Source organism: Streptomyces sp. NPDC013187 (genome assembly GCF_042899705.1).
Taxonomy (GTDB): domain Bacteria; phylum Actinomycetota; class Actinomycetes; order Streptomycetales; family Streptomycetaceae; genus Streptomyces; species Streptomyces hawaiiensis_A.
The window spans coordinates 275,838-293,093 of the sequence record NZ_JBIBAF010000006.1; the positions used below are offsets into that span (position 1 = coordinate 275,838).

Here is a 17,256-nt window from a genome sequence, read left to right on the forward strand (position 1 = left end):
TGGCAAGCGCACGCCGGGCGCTCCCAATGGTTTTCCGCCCGGCCGCACCGGCCTCGTACGCTGGGCCGCGATGAGACGCAAGACCCGCATCCCGCCCTCTCCCCTGCCGCAGCGCCAAGGCGTGGACCCGGTGCGGGTGCGGCTGCCCGCCACCGGCAGCTGGGGGACGGTACGCGAACACCTGGTGGAGCGGCTCTCCGGGGCGGGCGCCGGAGTCGTCGACGGCATGTTCCACACGGGCCGGATCGTCGGGGCGGACGGACGGCCCGTCACGGCGGACGCCCCCTTCGAGCCCGGGATGTTCGTGTGGTTCCACCGGGACCTGCCCGACGAGGTGCCGGTGCCCTTCCCGCTGGAGGTCGTGCACCGGGACGAGCACATCGTCGTCGCCGACAAACCCCACTTCCTCGCGACCACCCCACGGGGCGGCCATGTCGCCGAGACCGCGCTGGCCCGGCTCCGCCGCGAGCTGGACCTCCCTGCGCTCACCGCCGCGCACCGGCTGGACCGGCTCACGGCGGGGCTCGTGCTGTTCACCGTGCGCCCCGAGGAACGCGGCGCCTATCAGACGCTGTTCCGTGACCGCCGGGTCCGCAAGGAGTACGAGGCCGTCGCCCCCTTCGACGCCGGCCTCGTCCTGCCCCGGACGGTTCGCAGCCGGATCGTGAAGGAGCGCGGAGTCCTCACCGCCCGGGAGGTCCCGGGCGAGCCCAACGCCGTGAGCCGTGTCGAGCTCGACGAGCACCGCGACCGGCCCGGCGGGCAGAGCGGCCCCGGCGGGCTCGCCCGGTACCGGCTCGCGCCCGCCACCGGGCAGACGCACCAGCTGCGCGTCCACATGACCGCGCTGGGCGTGCCGATCCTCGGCGACCCGCTCTACCCGGAGGTGACCGCCCCCGCACCGGCCGGCGACTTCCGAAGGCCGCTGCAACTGCTGGCGCGGGCCCTGGAGTTCACCGATCCGGTCACGGGCGAGGAACACCGGTTTCGCAGTGGCCGGACACTCGCGGCCTGGGCGTCGTACGACCGTTGGGCCGCCGGGTCGCACGACGGCCCGTCAGACGGTCAGTAGCCGCGCCACCAGCTCAGGAACCGCTGCCAGACGCCCCTGCGGCGGGGCGCTTCCGCAACGGCCGGCTGCGGAGGCACGGGCACCGGCTGGGGCTGAGGCTGCACCTGGGCCGGCTGGGGCTGCGCCTGAGCCGGCTGGGGCTGCGCGGCGACCGGCTGCGACTGCGCCACGGCCGGAGCCGCGGCCGGCTGCGCGATGCCGATCTGCCAGTCCGAGCGCTGCGCGGCGACCGGCTTGTGGTTCGGCACCTCCTGCACGTCCTGCGGCGGCCTGGGCGCGAACTGCACCGGCAGCTCCACCAGGTGCCGGGAGGCGATGGACGCCGTCCAGCGCAGCTCCTCCTTGTCGCAGTCGAGTTCCACGTCCGGCAGCCGCATCAGCAGCGCGTCCACGCCCACGTCGGCGATGGAGCGGCCGATGTCCTGCCCCGGACACTCGTGCGGGCCGCCGCCGAAGGCGAGGTGGGAACGGTTTCCCTGCATGCTGGCCTTCAGGTCCGGCCGCACCCGCGGGTCGACGTTGGCCGGCAGCGGCGCGAAGAGCAGCCCGTCGCCCCGCCGGATGCGCTGGCCGCCCAGCTCGGTCTCCTGCTTGGCGAAGTACGCGAAAACCGTGCTGAACGGCGGCTCGTTCCACAGGGACTGCTCCACCGCCTCCGGCACCGTCATCTGGCCACCGTTGAGCTGGGCCCGGAAGCGCGGGTCGATCAGCACCGTCAGCAGCACGTTGGACAGCAGGTTGGTGGTGGCCTCGTAGGCGGCGAAGAGCACCAGGCGCAGGTGCTCTCTGACCTCGTCGTCGCTCAGCCGGGCCGGGTGCGTGATCAGGTAGCTGGCGAGGTCCTCCTCCGGCCGGGCGCGGCGGGTGGCGGTGAGCCGGCTCAGGGCGTCCATGACGTAGGAGTGGCTGGCGAGCGAGGTCTCGGTGCCCTTGAGTGCGTCGCGGGCGGCCTCGACGAGCCGGTCGCTGTACTCGTCGGGCATGCCGAGGATCTCGCACATCACCGCCATCGGCAGGTGCTCGGTGAACTGTCCGACGAGGTCCGCCTCACCCGCTTCGCAGAACCGGTTGACGATCGCCTGCGTGCTGCGGTTGATGTAGCGGCGCAGGCTGCGGAAGTCGATGGTGGAGATGGCGCCCATGACCGCGCCGCGCAGCCGCTTGTGCTCGTCGCCCTCGGCGTGCGAGGCGATGGGCTGCCAGGCGATGTGCGGCATCAGCGGGTGGTCGGGCTTGACGAGGCCCTCCCTGAGCGGGGTCCAGATACGGCTGTCCCGGCAGAACTGCGAGGGCGAGCGCACCATGTGCAGGTTCTCGGCGTGGCCGAGGACGATCCACATCGGCACGTCGTCGTGGAGCAGCACGGGAGCCACGGGACCGTGCTGGTCCCGCAGTTGCTCGTACAGCGCTCCCAGGTCCTCCGCCTCGTGCAGCCGGTGCAGTCCCCCGGGCCCGAGGCCGTGCGCGGGGCAGCCGGGGGGCGGGCCGGGCGGGAGGTCGTCCGTGCTGGTCGGGGCGTGGGATTCAGGCGTCACAGTGATCGCTCCGAAACTGAGGTGGTTCCAGGTGTCTGGGGGGAAGGTGTGGGCGTGGGTGTCACGGGTCAGGCGCGGGAGCCCGTCATGGCGAGCGAGTGCAGGAAGCGCATGAGGGTCATCAGCACGTCGCGGCTGGAGGCCCGGCGCCGCGCGTCGCACTCCATGATCGGGATGTCCGGCGTGAGGTCGAGGGCGGTACGCAGCTCCTCGATGGCGTAGCGGGGGGCGTCGGGGAAGGAGTTGACAGCGACCACGAACGGCACGCCACGCTCCTCCAGACGCCCCATCACGTCGAAGCTGACCTCCAGCCGCCGGGTGTCGACCAGCACCACCGCGCCGAGCGCGCCCTCGAACAGGCCGTTCCACAGGAACCAGAAGCGCTGCTGGCCGGGCGTGCCGAAGAGGTACAGCACGAGCTGGTCGGTGATGCTGATCCGGCCGAAGTCCATGGCGACGGTGGTGGCCGTCTTGGACGCGGAGCCGAAGTTGTCGTCGACACCGATGCCGGCCTGCGTCATGGTCTCCTCGGTGGTCAGCGGAGTGATCTCGCTGACCGAGCCGACCATGGTCGTCTTGCCGACGCCGAAGCCACCCACGATCACGATCTTGGCCGCGGCCTGCGCCGTGTGGGGCAGCTGGTCCTCGGCCCGGGGGCCCGGGATGGTGTCAGAGCCGTTGAAGTCCATTCATCACCGCTTCGAGGAGGGAACGGTCGGAGCGCGCCTTGCGGACGATCGGGGCGCGCGCCTGCACCAGTTCCGCCGTCAGCAGCTCGGTGAGCAGTACGCCCATCGCGCTGAACGGCAGGTGGAGGTAGGCCGACAGCTCGGCCACGGACAGGGGGGCGGCGCAGAGTCGGAGCAGCGCCGCCTGCTCGGGAGAGGCGGAGGGCGGCGGGTCCGTGGCACGCGCCACGATCAACGTCACCAGGTCGAGCTCGGCCCGTTCACCGTCCGGGCCGGCCACCACGTACATCCGCTCCGGGTTCCCGGGTTTGTCCTCGCCCGCCTGGGGCGTGGGCGGCTCCGGGACGAGATCGCGCCTCTGGCGTTGCGGAGGCGTCATACGATCTGCCCGTTCCGCCGGGGCGGACTGGTGAGATGGCCACCGATCCGGACGACCAGGTCGCGCATCATGGCGCTCATCCGGCCGGGTTCGCACCGCACGTCGGAGAGCACCGCGAGGAAGGCGTTGGCGCCCGCGTCCATCAGGTAGAAGTAGCCCTGGTCGATCTCGATCATGACGAGCTTCATCTCGCCGTCGCCGACCGAGAGTTCCTGACACACACTGCCCGCGAGGGACTGCAGGCCGGCGCAGGCCGCGGCGACCCGGTCGGCCGCGTCCGGCTCGCCGCCGTAGCGGGCGATGCGCAGCCCGTCGGCCGAGAGCACCACGATCATCTCGATGCCCGGCACTCCGTCGGCGAGCTGCTTGAGCATCCAGTCGAAGTTGCCTCGCTGCTGGATCACTTGAGGTCCCCCTCGTCGTCGGCCTCCGTGGGGGCCGGGTCGTTGATCAGGTGCAGGTACTTGTGCGGGTTCCGGATGAAGTCGGTCGGGTGGGTGCCGGGTTCGATGCCCTGCTTGAGCCCCTCCCAGAAGGCCTCCAGGCCCTTTCCGGGGGCGTCGGGCGCCGACATGTCACGCAAGGGCTTGGTCTCGGGCTCCTGCGTGGCCGCCCAGGGGTTGTACTCACCCCGCTCTTCTGCCTCCCGGTCGGCCTTCTCGTTGGCCGCCTGCTGGGCGAGGCGCTCGGCGAGCGGCATCTTCACCTTGCTGCGGCGCTGCGGCAGGCCGTTCGCGGTCCACTCGGTGACCTCGGGGACGTCGTCGTCCTCCAGGGAGACCGTGGCGGGGATCTTCGGGCTGGTGGGGCGTCGCCTCTTGGGCGCGCGCTTGGGGCCCTCGGGGATGCCGACCGTCATGGGGATGCCGGTGGCGCCGATGCCGTGGGCGAGTCCGACACCGGGCTCGTGGGTGACCATCTCGCTCGGCACGATGAGGATGGCCCGGACGCCGCCGTACGCGGAGGCGCGCAGCGAGACCTGCATGTTGTACGCCGTGCACAGACGTCCGACGACGGCCAGGCCGAGGCGCGGGTGCTCTCCGATGTCCTGCAGGTCGACGCCCGCCTTGGCGGCCTCCAGCATGCCCTCGATCCGGGCGCGTGCCTCCTCGTTGAGGTTGACGCCGCCGTCCTCGATCTCGATGCAGACACCGGTCTGCACCTCGGTGGCGGTGACGTGCACCTTGGTCTGCGGCGGCGAGTAGCGCGTGGCGTTGTCGAGGAGCTCGGCGGCGGCGTGGATGACCGGCTCGACGTAGATGCCCTTGACGCTGATCTTGGCGATGGAGGACAGCTGGATGCGCCGGTACTCGAGGATGCGGGACATGGCGCCGCGCAGGGTGCTGTACAGGGACACCGGCGCGGGCCACTGCCGACCGGGGCGTCCGCCGCCGAGGACGGAGACGGAGTCGGCCAGGCGGCCGATCAGGGCGTTGCCGTGGTCGATGCGCAGCAGGTCGTCGAAGACCTCGGGGTTGCGGCCGTGGTCCTCCTCCATCTCCCGGAGTTCCTCGGCCTGCTGGTGGATGATCGCCTGCACGCGGCGGGCGACACTGACGAAGGAGCGCGCGGCGGCGTCGCGCATCGTCACTTCGTAGTCGACGATCTTGAGCACCCTCAGCAGCGTCTCCGCCTGCGGGGCGGGAAGGTCACGGAACGCCGGGTTGGCGAGGCCGAGCTTGCGGATCACCTCCCGGGGGGATTCTCCGGTCCGCAGCAGGTCGAGCGCGGCGGGGATGATCTCCCGCGAGAAGCGGACCAGCTCGTTCTCGTGGGCGGCGATCCGCTGTTCCAGATGTGCGCTGTGCCGGGCGTGCTCGGCACGCTGGTTGCGCAGCGCACGGCCGCGGCGCACCGCCTCGGCCGCCGTCGCGAGCACCAGCGCGGTGGCGATGCCGCCGCACCAGCCGACGGCGCCCCGGGCCGGCTCCGTCACCAGCGCGACGGCGGCTCCGGTTGCCGCGGCCATGACTATGGCCGGGATCAACAGCACGCGCGCGTAGGGGAGTTCACGACGACCGGGCGGGGATTGAACACTCACCATGTGGGCCTTCTGACAGGAGTCGACTGAGGTTCGGGGGGACTTGCAGGGGGGTATGTCATGAAGCTGTCGGGATCTTCCACACATTGGGGAACAAGCGCACGAATTCATCTCAAGCCGGTGCGCTGCGGGCGAGCTTAGTCCGACCGGATCATCGCTGTGTCATATTCAGCGACTGCCGGAAACCGGACGCGAAGGGATAGTACGCTCGACTGTTTACACGCTGCGACATCGTTCGAATACTTTGCGTTACAGCGAACGGATACACGAAAGCCCGCCACCGTGACGGGTGAACGGGCTTCAGTACGACGCTGTTCTCAGGGGCACGGGGAACTGCGCGAGCAACCACACACAACGGTCACCCGCGCGACAAGCTCACCCCACCGACGAATAGGCGACAACCCCCCGCAGCAACAGATCCACGGCCTTACGCGCGTTCTTCACCACGGAAGACCCCTGCGGAGCGGCCGCCGCGATCTGCCCCAGCACGTCGATGACCTGCTTGCACCACCGCACGAAGTCCCCCGCCGGCATCTCCGCCTCGCGCAGCACCTCGTCGAGCCCCTTCCCGGAGGCCCACTCGTACGCGGCCCAGGCGAAGCCGAGATCGGGCTCGCGCTGCCCGACCCCCTCGGTCTGGGTGATCCGGAACTCCTCCTCCAGCGCGTCCAGCCGCCCCCAGATCCGCACCATCTCGCCCAGCGCGGCCTTGGCCTTCCCGGACGGCACCTTCGGCGCCATCGCGTCGTCCGCGACACGCGACTCGAACACCAACGCCGAGACGCAGGCGGCCAGTTCGGCCGGGCCGAGGCCCTCCCAGACACCCTCGCGCAGACACTCGCTGGCGAGCAGGTCCAGCTCGCCGTACAGCCGTGCGAGCCGCCTGCCGTGCTCGGTGACCTCGTCGGCACGCAGATAGTCCAGCTCGGTCAGCAGTGCCACGATGCGGTCGAACGTCCGGGCGATCGTGTTCGTCCGGCCTTCGATCCGCCGCTCCAGCTGCGAGGTGTCGCGCAGCAGCCGGTGGTACCGCTCGGCCCAACGGGCGTGATCCTCACGGTCGTTGCAGCCGTGGCAGGGGTGCGCGCGCAGCGCGGTCCGCAGCCGGGCGATCTCGCGGTCGTCGGCCGCCTGGGAGCGCCGTTTGCGGTGCCGGTCCGCCGGGATGTGCCCGGCCTTGGTGCGCAGCGCGGACGCGAGGTCCCGACGGGACTGCGGGGACCGGGGGTTGAAGGACTTCGGGATCCGCATCCGCTCCAGCGGCTCGACCGGCACCGGGAAGTCCATCGACGCCAGCCGCTTCACCTGCCGCTCGGCGGTCAGCACCAGCGGGCGCGGCCCGTCGTGGTGCTCGAAGCCGCGGTGACCGTTGGAACGGCCCGCCGGCAGGCCCGGGTCCAGCACCAGAGCCAGGCCCGCGTACTTGCCGGTGGGGACGTGGATGACGTCACCGGGCTTCAGTTTCTCCAGCGCGACCGCGGCCTCCGCACGCCGCTGCGCCACGCCCTGCCGGGCGATCTCGTTCTCCCGGTCCTTCAGTTCGCGGCGCAGCCGCGCGTACTCCTCGAAGTCGCCGAGGTGGCAGGTCATGGAGGCCTTGTAGCCCTCCAGACCCTCCTCGTTGCGCTGCACCTGCCGGGAGATGCCGACCACCGACTTGTCCGCCTGGAACTGCGCGAACGACGTCTCCAGCAGCTCGCGCGAGCGGTGCCGCCCGAACTGCTCGACCAGGTTGACCGCCATGTTGTACGACGGCTTGAAGCTGGAGCGCAGCGGGTACGTGCGCGTGCCGGCCAGGCCCGCGAGGTGCTCGGGGCTCATGCCGCGCTGCCAGAGCACCACCGCGTGGCCCTCGACGTCGATGCCACGCCGCCCGGCCCGGCCCGTCAGCTGGGTGAACTCGCCCGCGGTGATGTCCGCGTGCTGTTCGCCGTTCCACTTGACGAGCTTCTCCAGCACCACCGAGCGGGCCGGCATGTTGATGCCGAGGGCGAGGGTCTCGGTCGCGAACACGGCCTTGACCAGGCCGCGCACGAACAGCTCCTCGACGACCTCCTTGAAGGTCGGCAGCATGCCCGCGTGGTGGGCCGCGATGCCGCGCTCCAAGCCCTCCAGCCACTCGTAGTAGCCGAGGACGTGCAGGTCCTCCGTCGGGATGGACGCCGTGCGCTCCTCGACCAGGGCGCGGACCCGCTCGCGCGCCTCGTCGTCGTTGAGCCTGAGCCCCGCGTACAGGCACTGCTGGACGGCGGCTTCACAGGCGGCGCGGCTGAAGATGAAGGTGATGGCGGGCAACAGCCCCTCGGCGTCGAGCCGCTCGATGACCTCGGGCCTGCTCGGCGTCCAGATCCGGGACCGCTGGCGGCGCTCGCGCTCACGGTCGGCCTCGCGCATGGACCGGCCGCGCCGGCGGTCCTGGTACGACGGCCGGCTCGCCTCCATGCGCGCCATGCGCGTGAGATCGGGGTTGACGGCCTTCCTGTGGCCCTCGCCCTCCTCGAACAGGTCGTACATCCGCCGCCCGGCCAGCACGTGCTGGAACAGCGGGACGGGACGGTGCTCGGAGACGATCACCTCGGTGTCGCCGCGGACCGTGTCCAGCCAGTCGCCGAACTCCTCGGCGTTGGACACGGTCGCCGAGAGCGAGACGAGCGTGACCGACGGGGGGAGGTGAATGATCACTTCCTCCCATACGGCTCCGCGGAACCGGTCGGAGAGGTAGTGCACCTCGTCCATCACCACGTAGCCGAGGCCGAGGAGGGTCTGGGACCCGGCGTACAGCATGTTCCTCAGCACCTCGGTGGTCATCACCACCACCGGCGCTTCGGAGTTGACGCTGTTGTCGCCGGTCAGCAGGCCCACCTTGTCCGTGCCGTAGCGGCGGCACAGGTCGGCGTACTTCTGGTTCGACAGGGCCTTGATGGGTGTCGTGTAGAAGCACTTCTTGCCCTGCTGGAGGGCGAGGTGGACGGCGAACTCGCCGACGATCGTCTTGCCGGAGCCGGTGGGCGCGGCGACGAGCACGCCCTTGCCCGCCTCGAGCGCCTGGCAGGACTCGATCTGGAAGGGGTCGAGGCCGAAGTCGTACATCTCGCGGAAGGAGGCGAGCGCGGTGGCCTGCTCGGCAGCGCGCTTGCGGGCTGCCGCGTACCGCTCGGCCGGGGAGAGGTCCTCTGTCATCGTGCTTTCGAGCGTACCGGGCCGCACTGACAACAGGACGATCATTATCCGGATCCGTTTCTGTGAAACCTCGGATCCGCGCAGCTCAGGGGCCGACGACCCGCACTCCCCCGCGCACACAGCGCGCGCTCAGCGGCAGCGGGCCGAGCGGCTCCCCGTCGGCGTAGCCGGTGACTTTCTCGGCGGCGATCTCGACCCGCGCCGCCCGCAGCACGGTCACCTTCGGATGCTCGACGTGCGTCCCCCGGTACACCCGCGGGAACACCCGCAGCAGCGTCCTGCGGCTGCAGTCGCCGACCACCGTCACGTCGAACAGTCCGTCGGTCATATCGGCACCGGGGCAGATCCGCATGCCCCCGCCGTACGAGGAGCCGTTGCCGACGGCCACGAGGGTCGCCTCGACCTCACGGACCTCGCCGTCGTCGAGCCGGATCCGGTACGGGACGGGCCGGAACCCGGCCAGTTCGGCGATCATCGCCAGGTCGTACTTGAGGCGGCCGGTGGGCCATCGCATGCTGTTGCCGCGGTCGTTGACGCGGGAGTCGAAGCCGGAGGCCAGGACGGTGCCGAACCAGCGGTCGCCCACCTGCCCGAGGTCGATGTCGCGGATCCGGCCGCACTTGAGGGCGTCGGCGATCATGCGGCCCGCGGCGGCGGGCTCCCGGACGGGCAGGCCGAGGGCCCGGGCGAAGTCGTTGCCGGTGCCGACCGCGACCAGGCCGAGCGGGGTGCGGGTGCCGGCGAGTGCCTGGAGCGCGAGGCCCGCCATCCCGTCGCCGCCGACGGCGATCAACGCGCCCGTGCCGGACTCGACGGCCGCACGCGCGCGGACGAGGGCGTCCGCGGCGTCCTCCCCGAGGACGGTCCGGACCGAGAAGCCGGCCGCAAGCAACGCGGAAGCGGCCGGCTGCGCCGCGCGGGCGCCCCGGCCGCGGCCCGCGGTGGGGTTGACGAAGAGGGTGATCTCGCTGGTCACGGGACCGACCCTACGAGCTGTCCGCCGATCTTCAGGTCACGTCGTCATAACCGTTGACCCGGTCCGAGCGGTCCGAGCTCGCCTGCTCGGGCAGCGCGGCCCGGCTGGTGGTCACCGGCTCGATCTCGCCGATGTCGTCGGGGGTGAGATCCAGCTCGGAGGCCTCGTCGTCGGCGGGGCCGAGGGCCTCGCGGCGGGCCTTGCGGCGGTCGTTGAGCAGGGAGAAGGCGACGGCCGCGAAGTACAGGATCCAGATCGGCGCCGCCAGCGCCAGCATGGTCAGCGGGTCGGTGCTGGGGGTGGCGATGGCCGCGAAGACCGTGATGCCCATGATCATGCCGCGCCACCAGCCGAGCATGCGCTTGCCGGTCAGCACCCCGGTGAGGTTGAGCATGACCAGCAGCAGCGGCAGCTCGAAGGAGAGGCCGAAGACGAGCACCATCCGCATGACCAGGTCGAGCAGGTCGTCCAGCGGCAGGAGGTTGGACGTGCCGCCCGGGGTGAACTCGAGGAGCACCTTCGCCGTGGTGGGCAGGACCGTGTACGCGAAGTAGGCGCCGACGATGAACAGCGGGGCACCGGTGGCGACGAAACCGTAGGCGTACTTCTTCTCGTGCCGGTGCAGACCCGGCGCGACGAAGGCCCACAGCTGGTAGAGCCAGACCGGGGAGGCCAGGACGACGCCGGCCATCAGGGAGACCTTCAGCGCCAGCGTGAAGGGGGTGAGCAGGCCGTTGATGGTGATCTGCGCACAGGGCTTCGCGCCGGGCTGCGACCTGGCCAGCTCCGCGAAGGTCTTGTCACAGCCGACCGAGTCGAGGATCGGCTTGGTGATCAAGTTGATGATGTCGTTGTAGAAGAAGGCGGCGACGACCGTGACGACGACGATCGCCAGCATCGCCTTGGCGAGCCGGTTGCGGAGCTCGCGAAGGTGCTCCGCGAGGGGCATGCGCCCCTCGGGATCCCTCTCCTGCTTGCGGGCAGACTTCAGCAACCCACGTTCCCATCTCGTGCGGCGGGCCGGAGGTCACCGGCCCTGCGTCAGCGCTTGGTCGTGTCCGTGGGCTCGTTGACCGGGCGCGAGCTGGTCACATCACCGGGCGCTGCCTGGATGGTGCGCTGCGAGGGCTCGTCGTTGTTGGGCGGGCCGGCCGGGGTAGTGGACGACTTGTTCTCGTCCTTCATCGCCTTGGCCTCGCTCTTGAGGATGCGGGCCGACTTGCCGAGCGACCGAGCCATGTCCGGAAGCTTCTTCGCGCCGAACAGCAGGATGATGACGACGAGGATGAGAATGATCTCGGGGGCTCCGAGCCTTCCGAACATAAGCTTTTACCTTCTCACCGAGGCGGCTGTGGTGGGGGTGCTGTCCGACCGGTCGGACACTTGTCCGAACGGTCGTGTTGGCAGCGATCGTAACGCTCGGGGGTAAACGTGAGGCAATCCCTCTGCATCCCTTGTGCGCACTCCCGTCCGCGACCAGTGCCTCGTTAACCGGGCCGCGACCAGCAGAGTACCTGCACGAACCGCCGACGTGACAGGGCGAAGTGTCCCGAAACGCAACTCACAGACGTCCGCCGGACACCTCACAGAGCGTCGACGGAACGAGCCGCGCTCTGCGCCGACCGCTCCAGGTCCTCGGCGGCCCGGTTGATGCGGCGCGCCGAGTCCGTGACCTGCCTGCCCAGGCGCTGTGCCTCCACGAAGACCCGCACGCCGAGCACCCCGAGCACGACGAGACCCACGAAACCCACCGCAACCGCGAACATCGGCCAGAACATGACGCCGAGCCTAGACCTTTCCGAGCGGCCGGATTCCTCGGCCCACCGGATGACCCGCTAGACGGTGGAGTGCAGCCGCAGGGTCCGCACACCGCCGCCGGTGAGCAGCTCCACGATCCGCTCCCCCGCCGGCTTGCGGACGGACGCGCCGCACTGCGGGCAGGTGAAGGAGTAGAAGGTGGTGCGACTCGTGGCGCCGATGGCCAGCCGCAGCGCGCCCGCGGCGAGCTCGCAGTGCTCACGGCAGTCGGGGCAGCCGGCCCGGAACACGACCGGGGCCACGCTTCTCATCCCCGCGAACGCGGACTCCACCGTCATGCCCCCGGCACCACCGGACGTCACCGACTCGCTCAAGCCCTCGCTCCTCTTCCTGGGTCGTACGCCTCCGGGGTGCACGACCGGTGTCGCGGTCCGGCCGTGAACCCCGGAGGGCGTCCGCGGCTCACTCCGGTCCGTCGCCCGGCCCGCCCGGAACCGTCCGCATCGCGTGCGGTCCGCGCACGTCCTCCGCGACGCCGGCCGTCCGCGCCGCCTCGATCCCGTCGTACGCCGCCAGCGCCTCCCGTGCCGCCTGCCGGGCGCTGTCGGCGAGCTCCGGCGGCGAGACGATCCGGCCGTCCCTTCCGAGCCGCAGGGCCAGGCGCCGGAGCGACGCCGGGTCCGGAGTCCGCAGAGTGATACGCAGCCCACCGTCCGGGAGCTCATCCGCACTGTCGTGCGGGTAGTACTCCGCGACCCAGCGGCCGCCCGGCCCGACCTCGATCACGACCTCCGGGTCCTCGGCCGCCGGCTGCACCAGCGCCTCCGAGAGATCGCGCAGCTCGATCTCGGGCGGCGCCGAGGGCTCGTCGAGGATCTTGATCTCGGCGACCCGGTCGAGCCGGAAGGTGCGGCGCGCCTCGGAGCGGCGGCACCAGGCCTCGACATAGGTGTGCCCGACGCTGACCAGGCGGATGGGATCGATCTCCCGCTCGGTGACCTCGTCACGCGCGGGCGAGTAGTAGCGGATCCACAGCCGGCGGCGCTCGGCGATCGCGCGGTCGACGTCCGCGAAGACGCCGCCCTCGGACTCGAAGGTCACCGACAGCCGCGAGCTGGCACCCGCCGCCTCGCCGGCCGCGGTCTCCACCTTGGCCGTCGCCCGCAGCAGCGCCTGCCGGTCGCTCTCTCGCAGTCCGGGCAGTGTGGAGACCGCCCGGGCGGCGACGAGCAGGGCGGTGGCCTCGTCGGCGGCGAGTCTGAGCGGCTCGGCGGCCTCCGCCGCGAGCGCCGCCGGGTTGTGCCACCAGATGCGCTCGCCGTCGGTGTCGATGTCGAGCAGGTCACCGCCGCGGAAGCTGGTGCCGCACATGGGCAGCACGTCGAGGTCGGAGACCAGCTCGTCCTCGCTGATGCCGAAGGCGCGCGCGACGTCCTCGACCCGTGCTCCGGGACGCTCCTTCAGATACGTCACCAGCGAGAGCATCCGCCGGGTCTGGTCGATGGCGTTCACGGGCCTGACCGGTTTGCCTGCCACTGTCTTTCCGCTCCCCCTCAGCCCTTGGCCACGGCCCGCAGCCGGTCCACCACGTCGGCCCGCAGCTCGGCGGGCTCCAGGACGACCACGTCGGGCCCGAACTCCACCAGCCAGGCGTCCAGCCCGTGACCGTACGGAATCTCCAACTCGTCCCAGCCGTCGCCGAGTTCCCGGACGGAGGTGGCCTTCGCCCGAAGGGGGTACCCCGCCCCCGCGCGCAGCCGGATCCGCGCCGAACGGTCGGCGACCTCCCCGGCCCAGCTCGCGACGGTCTCCCGGACGGTGACGACGTCCGGCACCTCGGCGGTGTAGCGGCCGCCGCGCGAGCGGACCTTGCCGGTGATCCGGGACAGCCGGAAGACCCGCTCGGCACCCCGGTCGCGGTCCCAGCCCGCCAGGTACCAGTGGCCCCGCCAGCACTCCAGCGCCCACGGCTCCACGTGCCGCTGCTCGGGGTGGGCGGCGGTGGCCTTGCGGTAGTCGAAGGCGACGGGCCGGCGGTCCCGGCACGCGAGCATCAGCGGCTCGAACGCGGCCTCGTGCACGGGGATGCGCGGCTCCAGCGCGCCGTGCGACCCGTACGGGTCGACGTCCTCGGGGAGTCCGGCCGCGCGCAGCTTCTGCAGGGCGCCGCTGGCCGCTCCGGCGAGCCGGGCCTGCTGCCACACCTTGGCGGCCAGCCCCAGGGCGGCGGCCTCCTCGGCGTCCAGGGTGATGGGCGGGAGGCGGTTGCTGTCACGGCGGGCCATGTAGCCGATCTCGCCGTCGAGGCTCTCGACGGTCTCGATGACCAGCCCCAGTTCGCGCAGGTCGTCCTTGTCGCGCTCGAACATGCGGTTGAAGGAATCATCGGAGCCGGACGTGCCGCTGCCCGGCCCGAAGGCCTCGACATAGGCCTCGATGGAGTCGCGCAGCTCACGCTTGCTGAGCGGGCGCCGCGTCCCGAGCAGACACAGCGCCAGATTCATCAGCCGCTCCGCCTTGGCAATGGCCATCGACGCGCTTCGCCTCCCTATGGTGCTTACGAGCGATGACCGTACCGCCACACGGTGGCACGGCAAAAGCCGAGGGCCCATGCCCGAACAGGCATGGGCCCCACATGATCGAGTCTGTCCGGAGCTTGCTCAGACTCCGAGCAGGTCGACCACGAAGATCAGCGTCTCGCCGGGCTTGATCAGAGGGGAGGGGCTCTGGTTGCCGTAGGCGAGGTGGGCGGGGATGGTCAGCTGGCGACGGCCGCCGACCTTCATGCCCTGGACGCCCTGGTCCCAGCCCTTGATGACCCGGCCGCCGCCCAGCGGGAAGCGGAACGGGGTGCCGCGGTTCCAGCTGGCGTCGAACTCCTCGCCGGTGCTGAAGGAGACACCCACGTAGTGCACGGTGACGGTCTGGCCGGCCTGCGCGACCGGGCCGTCGCCCTCCCAGATGTCCTTGATCTCGAGGTCCGCCGGGGGCTCGCCGCCCGGGAAGTCGATCTCGGGCTTGTCGATGCTCACTTCATCTCTCCTTGTTACGTGACCTGCGTCGGGGACAGTCTCACAGACCGGCCGGGTCAGACCGTGCCGAGGATGTCCACCGTGAAGACCAGCGTGTTCTTGGACAGCTCGCTCTGCGGGCTCGCGCCGTAGCCGAGCGAGGGCGGGATCACCAGCAGCACCCGGTCGCCCACGTGCTTGCCGACGAGGCCCTTGTCCCAGCCTGCCACCACGGAGCCGTTGCCGATCTGGAAGGCGGTGGCACCACCGTGGTCCCAGGAGGAGTCGAACTTCTTGCCGTCCTCCCACTTGACCCCGGTGTACTGGGCGATGAGGCCCTGACCGGCCTCGACCTTCTTGCCGTCGCCCTTGATCAGCACCTGTTCCTTGAGGTCCTTCGGGGCCTTCTCGCCCTTGGGGACGGTGATGACCGCGGCCTTCTGCGAGGGCGACTTCACCTCGGGCATGCCCGGCTCGGACGGCGCCTGCTCGCCCTTGGCCTCGGCCTTGGTGTCGACGCTCGCGGCACCGACCGGGTCGACCACCCAGATCAGCACGTCCTTCGCGGAGATCCCGGAGGACGTGTTCAGGCTCTGGCCGATCAGATCGCCCGCGGTGCCCTGAACCAGGACACGACTGCCGGGCTTCTTGCCCTTCACCGCGTCGAGAACCTTCTCGGGAAGCTGCTGGCTCGGCTTGCCGATCTGCTCGATGGACTGCCGCCGGGGCGCCTTGTCACCCGCCGATCCCGCGGTCCAGGTGCCGCCGAGCTCCTGGCCACCGCCCCACTTCTCGACGGTCCAGTCCAGGCGGACGAAGTCCGAGCCCTTGATCGGGGTTCCGGTGCCCGCCGAGAGCGTCTTGACCACGGTCTTGTCGGACGGCTTGCCGTCCTTGGGCACGGAGATCTCGGGCTTGGCCCCGACTTTCCCCTTGACCTCGGCGACGCCTCCGGCCGTATCGCCGTTGTTCCCGTCGTCCGACCCGCACGCGGCGGTGAACAACAGGGCGGGAACGGCCAGCAGCGCGGCCACGAGTCGTTTCGTGTTGTAGTTCATCAGTCCAACTGGGATCGGAGGTGGGGGGCAATGCCCGCCACTCTACGGCGTGGCCGCTCGGCACTCCTCACACCGCGCGACACGACACCGCCCCGGCCGCTCCCGCACGGGCGGAACCGACGGAAAAAGGCCGGTGCCCGAAGGCACGAAAACCTTCGGGCACCGGCTTCTCGGACGGCCTGATCCGGCTCACATTCCGGCGATCAGCTTTTCCACCCGGTCGTCCACGGAACGGAACGGGTCCTTGCACAGCACGGTCCGCTGCGCCTGGTCGTTGAGCTTGAGGTGGACCCAGTCGACCGTGAAGTCACGGCGCTGTTCCTGGGCCCGCCGGATGAAGTCGCCGCGCAGCCGGGCGCGCGTGGTCTGCGGCGGGACGGACTTGCCCTCGAAGATCTTCAGGTCGTTGCAGATACGGGCCGCCTGGCCCTTCTTCTCGAGCAGGTAGTACAGGCCACGACGGCGGTGGATGTCGTGGTAGGCGAGGTCTATCTGCGCGACCCTCGGGTGCGACATGGTCATGTTGTGCTTGGCGCGGTAGCGCTCGATGAGCTTGTACTTCATGACCCAGTCGATCTCGGTGCCGATGCGGTCGAGGTCCTCGGACTCGATCGCGTCCAGGGTGCGGCCCCACAGCTCCAGGACCTGCTCGACGGTGCCGGTGCGGATGCCCCGGCGCTCGCAGAAGTCCAGAGCCTTCTCGTAGTACTCGCGCTGCACCTCCAGGGCGGAGGCCTCGCGTCCGCTGGCCAGGCGCACCTTGCGGCGGCCGGTGATGTCGTGGCTGACCTCGCGGATCGCCCGGATCGGGTTCTCCAGGGTGAGGTCCCGCATCACCGTGCCCGCCTCGATCATGCGCAGCACCAGGTCGGTGGCACCGACCTTGAGCAGCATGGTCGTCTCGGACATGTTGGAGTCGCCCACGATGACGTGCAGGCGACGATAGCGCTCGGCGTCCGCGTGCGGCTCGTCACGCGTGTTGATGATGGGCCGGGAACGGGTCGTCGCCGAGGAGACGCCCTCCCAGATGTGCTCGGCGCGCTGGCTGACGCAGTACACGGCGCCGCGCGGTGTCTGCAGCACCTTGCCCGCACCACACAGCAGCTGGCGGGTGACCAGGAACGGAATGAGAATGTCCGCGAGTCGGGAGAACTCCCCGTGCCGGGCTACCAGATAGTTCTCGTGGCAGCCGTAGGAGTTGCCCGCCGAGTCGGTGTTGTTCTTGAAGAGGTAGACGTCGCCCGCGATTCCCTCCTCGTGCAGGCGTCGTTCGGCGTCCACCAGGAGTCCTTCGAGAATGCGCTCGCCCGCTTTGTCGTGGGTGACCAGTTCGGTCACGTTGTCGCATTCCGGTGTCGCGTATTCCGGATGCGATCCCACGTCGAGATAGAGGCGGGCGCCGTTTCGCAGAAAGACGTTGCTGCTTCGGCCCCATGACACGACACGGCGGAAGAGGTACCGCGCCACCTCGTCAGGAGACAGGCGGCGCTGTCCCCTGAACGTGCACGTGACGCCGTACTCGTTCTCCAGCCCGAAAATGCGGCGGTCCATGAGGGA

Annotated in this window: 17 protein-coding genes; 1 reads left to right on the top strand and 16 read right to left on the bottom strand. The window is 70.5% G+C overall.

The genetic code is table 11. The features are described 5' to 3' along the window. The first annotated feature begins 70 nt into the window (after positions 1-70). Positions 71-1,072, top strand: coding sequence for an RluA family pseudouridine synthase (locus ACFY5B_RS14760; RefSeq protein ID WP_389968900.1), 1,002 nt, complete (start codon positions 71-73; stop codon positions 1,070-1,072). On the opposite strand, the gene ACFY5B_RS14765 is transcribed toward ACFY5B_RS14760, so the two are convergent. The 16 genes from ACFY5B_RS14765 to pafA form a co-directional block, all read right to left on the bottom strand. Beyond that, a complete protein-coding gene (locus tag ACFY5B_RS14765; protein WP_389968902.1) occupies positions 1,066-2,607 on the bottom strand; it encodes a cytochrome P450 in 1,542 nt (513 codons plus the stop codon). The two genes, ACFY5B_RS14760 and ACFY5B_RS14765, sit on opposite strands and share 7 nt — an antisense overlap. 68 nt (positions 2,608-2,675) lie before the next feature. After that, positions 2,676-3,296 (bottom strand): ATP/GTP-binding protein, encoded by a 621-nt coding sequence (locus ACFY5B_RS14770; protein ID WP_351633460.1) that lies wholly within the window; start codon positions 3,294-3,296, stop codon positions 2,676-2,678. Then, a complete protein-coding gene (locus ACFY5B_RS14775; protein ID WP_389968904.1) occupies positions 3,277-3,675 on the bottom strand; it encodes a DUF742 domain-containing protein in 399 nt (132 codons plus the stop codon). The genes ACFY5B_RS14770 and ACFY5B_RS14775 overlap by 20 nt, the downstream gene beginning before the upstream one ends. Then, complete coding sequence (locus ACFY5B_RS14780; protein WP_351633454.1) at positions 3,672-4,079, bottom strand: roadblock/LC7 domain-containing protein; 408 nt, start codon at positions 4,077-4,079, stop codon at positions 3,672-3,674. The genes ACFY5B_RS14775 and ACFY5B_RS14780 overlap by 4 nt, the downstream gene beginning before the upstream one ends. Further along, positions 4,076-5,719, bottom strand: coding sequence for a sensor histidine kinase (locus ACFY5B_RS14785; RefSeq protein ID WP_389968907.1), 1,644 nt, complete (start codon positions 5,717-5,719; stop codon positions 4,076-4,078). Before ACFY5B_RS14785 ends, ACFY5B_RS14780 begins: the two co-directional genes overlap by 4 nt. A 372-nt stretch (positions 5,720-6,091) precedes the next feature. Further along, entirely contained in the window at positions 6,092-8,941 is a 2,850-nt protein-coding gene (locus tag ACFY5B_RS14790; RefSeq protein WP_389968909.1) for a DEAD/DEAH box helicase, read from the bottom strand. Between the two features lie 40 nt (positions 8,942-8,981). After that, positions 8,982-9,872 (bottom strand): diacylglycerol kinase, encoded by an 891-nt coding sequence (locus ACFY5B_RS14795; protein WP_389968911.1) that lies wholly within the window; start codon positions 9,870-9,872, stop codon positions 8,982-8,984. 31 nt (positions 9,873-9,903) lie between these two features. Then, positions 9,904-10,866, bottom strand: a complete 963-nt coding sequence (tatC, locus tag ACFY5B_RS14800) for a twin-arginine translocase subunit TatC (RefSeq protein ID WP_389968913.1) — start codon at positions 10,864-10,866, stop codon at positions 9,904-9,906. A gap of 47 nt (positions 10,867-10,913) precedes the next feature. Beyond that, positions 10,914-11,195 carry a Sec-independent protein translocase subunit TatA gene (gene tatA, locus ACFY5B_RS14805; RefSeq protein WP_033311911.1) on the bottom strand — a complete coding sequence of 94 codons (282 nt, stop codon included), beginning with the start codon at positions 11,193-11,195 and terminating at the stop codon, positions 10,914-10,916. A 260-nt stretch (positions 11,196-11,455) separates the two neighbouring features. Next, on the bottom strand, positions 11,456-11,650 hold the full coding sequence (locus ACFY5B_RS14810; RefSeq protein ID WP_104778661.1) for a hypothetical protein: 195 nt from the start codon (positions 11,648-11,650) through the stop codon (positions 11,456-11,458). 57 nt (positions 11,651-11,707) lie between these two features. After that, entirely contained in the window at positions 11,708-12,004 is a 297-nt protein-coding gene (locus ACFY5B_RS14815; protein WP_389968916.1) for a hypothetical protein, read from the bottom strand. An 88-nt stretch (positions 12,005-12,092) separates the two neighbouring features. Next, positions 12,093-13,166 carry a helix-turn-helix transcriptional regulator gene (locus tag ACFY5B_RS14820; protein ID WP_389968918.1) on the bottom strand — a complete coding sequence of 358 codons (1,074 nt, stop codon included), beginning with the start codon at positions 13,164-13,166 and terminating at the stop codon, positions 12,093-12,095. 17 nt (positions 13,167-13,183) lie between these two features. Then, complete coding sequence (locus ACFY5B_RS14825; RefSeq protein ID WP_389968920.1) at positions 13,184-14,161, bottom strand: helix-turn-helix transcriptional regulator; 978 nt, start codon at positions 14,159-14,161, stop codon at positions 13,184-13,186. Positions 14,162-14,290: 129 nt separating this feature from the next. Then, the gene (locus ACFY5B_RS14830) at positions 14,291-14,662 is read right to left on the bottom strand and encodes an FKBP-type peptidyl-prolyl cis-trans isomerase (RefSeq protein ID WP_010045336.1); all 372 of its coding nucleotides are present in this window, start codon (positions 14,660-14,662) and stop codon (positions 14,291-14,293) included. 56 nt (positions 14,663-14,718) lie between these two features. Then, positions 14,719-15,699 (bottom strand): FKBP-type peptidyl-prolyl cis-trans isomerase, encoded by a 981-nt coding sequence (locus ACFY5B_RS14835; protein ID WP_389968922.1) that lies wholly within the window; start codon positions 15,697-15,699, stop codon positions 14,719-14,721. A 189-nt stretch (positions 15,700-15,888) separates the two neighbouring features. Continuing rightward, a complete protein-coding gene (pafA, locus tag ACFY5B_RS14840; RefSeq protein ID WP_104778656.1) occupies positions 15,889-17,250 on the bottom strand; it encodes a Pup--protein ligase in 1,362 nt (453 codons plus the stop codon). Positions 17,251-17,256: the final 6 nt, after the last annotated feature.

Excerpts from the sequence above, each read along its gene's own strand:
- ACFY5B_RS14835 (WP_389968922.1), bottom strand. The coding sequence starts at position 15,699 with ATGAACTACAACACGAAACGACTCGTGGCCGCGCTGCTGGCCGTTCCC.
- ACFY5B_RS14810 (WP_104778661.1), bottom strand. The coding sequence starts at position 11,650 with ATGTTCTGGCCGATGTTCGCGGTTGCGGTGGGTTTCGTGGGTCTCGTC.
- ACFY5B_RS14770 (WP_351633460.1), bottom strand. The coding sequence starts at position 3,296 with ATGGACTTCAACGGCTCTGACACCATCCCGGGCCCCCGGGCCGAGGAC.
- tatA (WP_033311911.1), bottom strand. The coding sequence starts at position 11,195 with ATGTTCGGAAGGCTCGGAGCCCCCGAGATCATTCTCATCCTCGTCGTC.
- ACFY5B_RS14790 (WP_389968909.1), bottom strand. The coding sequence starts at position 8,941 with ATGATCGTCCTGTTGTCAGTGCGGCCCGGTACGCTCGAAAGCACGATG.
- ACFY5B_RS14825 (WP_389968920.1), bottom strand. The coding sequence starts at position 14,161 with ATGGCCATTGCCAAGGCGGAGCGGCTGATGAATCTGGCGCTGTGTCTG.
- ACFY5B_RS14775 (WP_389968904.1), bottom strand. The coding sequence starts at position 3,675 with ATGACGCCTCCGCAACGCCAGAGGCGCGATCTCGTCCCGGAGCCGCCC.
- ACFY5B_RS14785 (WP_389968907.1), bottom strand. The coding sequence starts at position 5,719 with ATGGTGAGTGTTCAATCCCCGCCCGGTCGTCGTGAACTCCCCTACGCG.
- ACFY5B_RS14760 (WP_389968900.1), top strand. The coding sequence starts at position 71 with ATGAGACGCAAGACCCGCATCCCGCCCTCTCCCCTGCCGCAGCGCCAA.
- pafA (WP_104778656.1), bottom strand. The coding sequence starts at position 17,250 with ATGGACCGCCGCATTTTCGGGCTGGAGAACGAGTACGGCGTCACGTGC.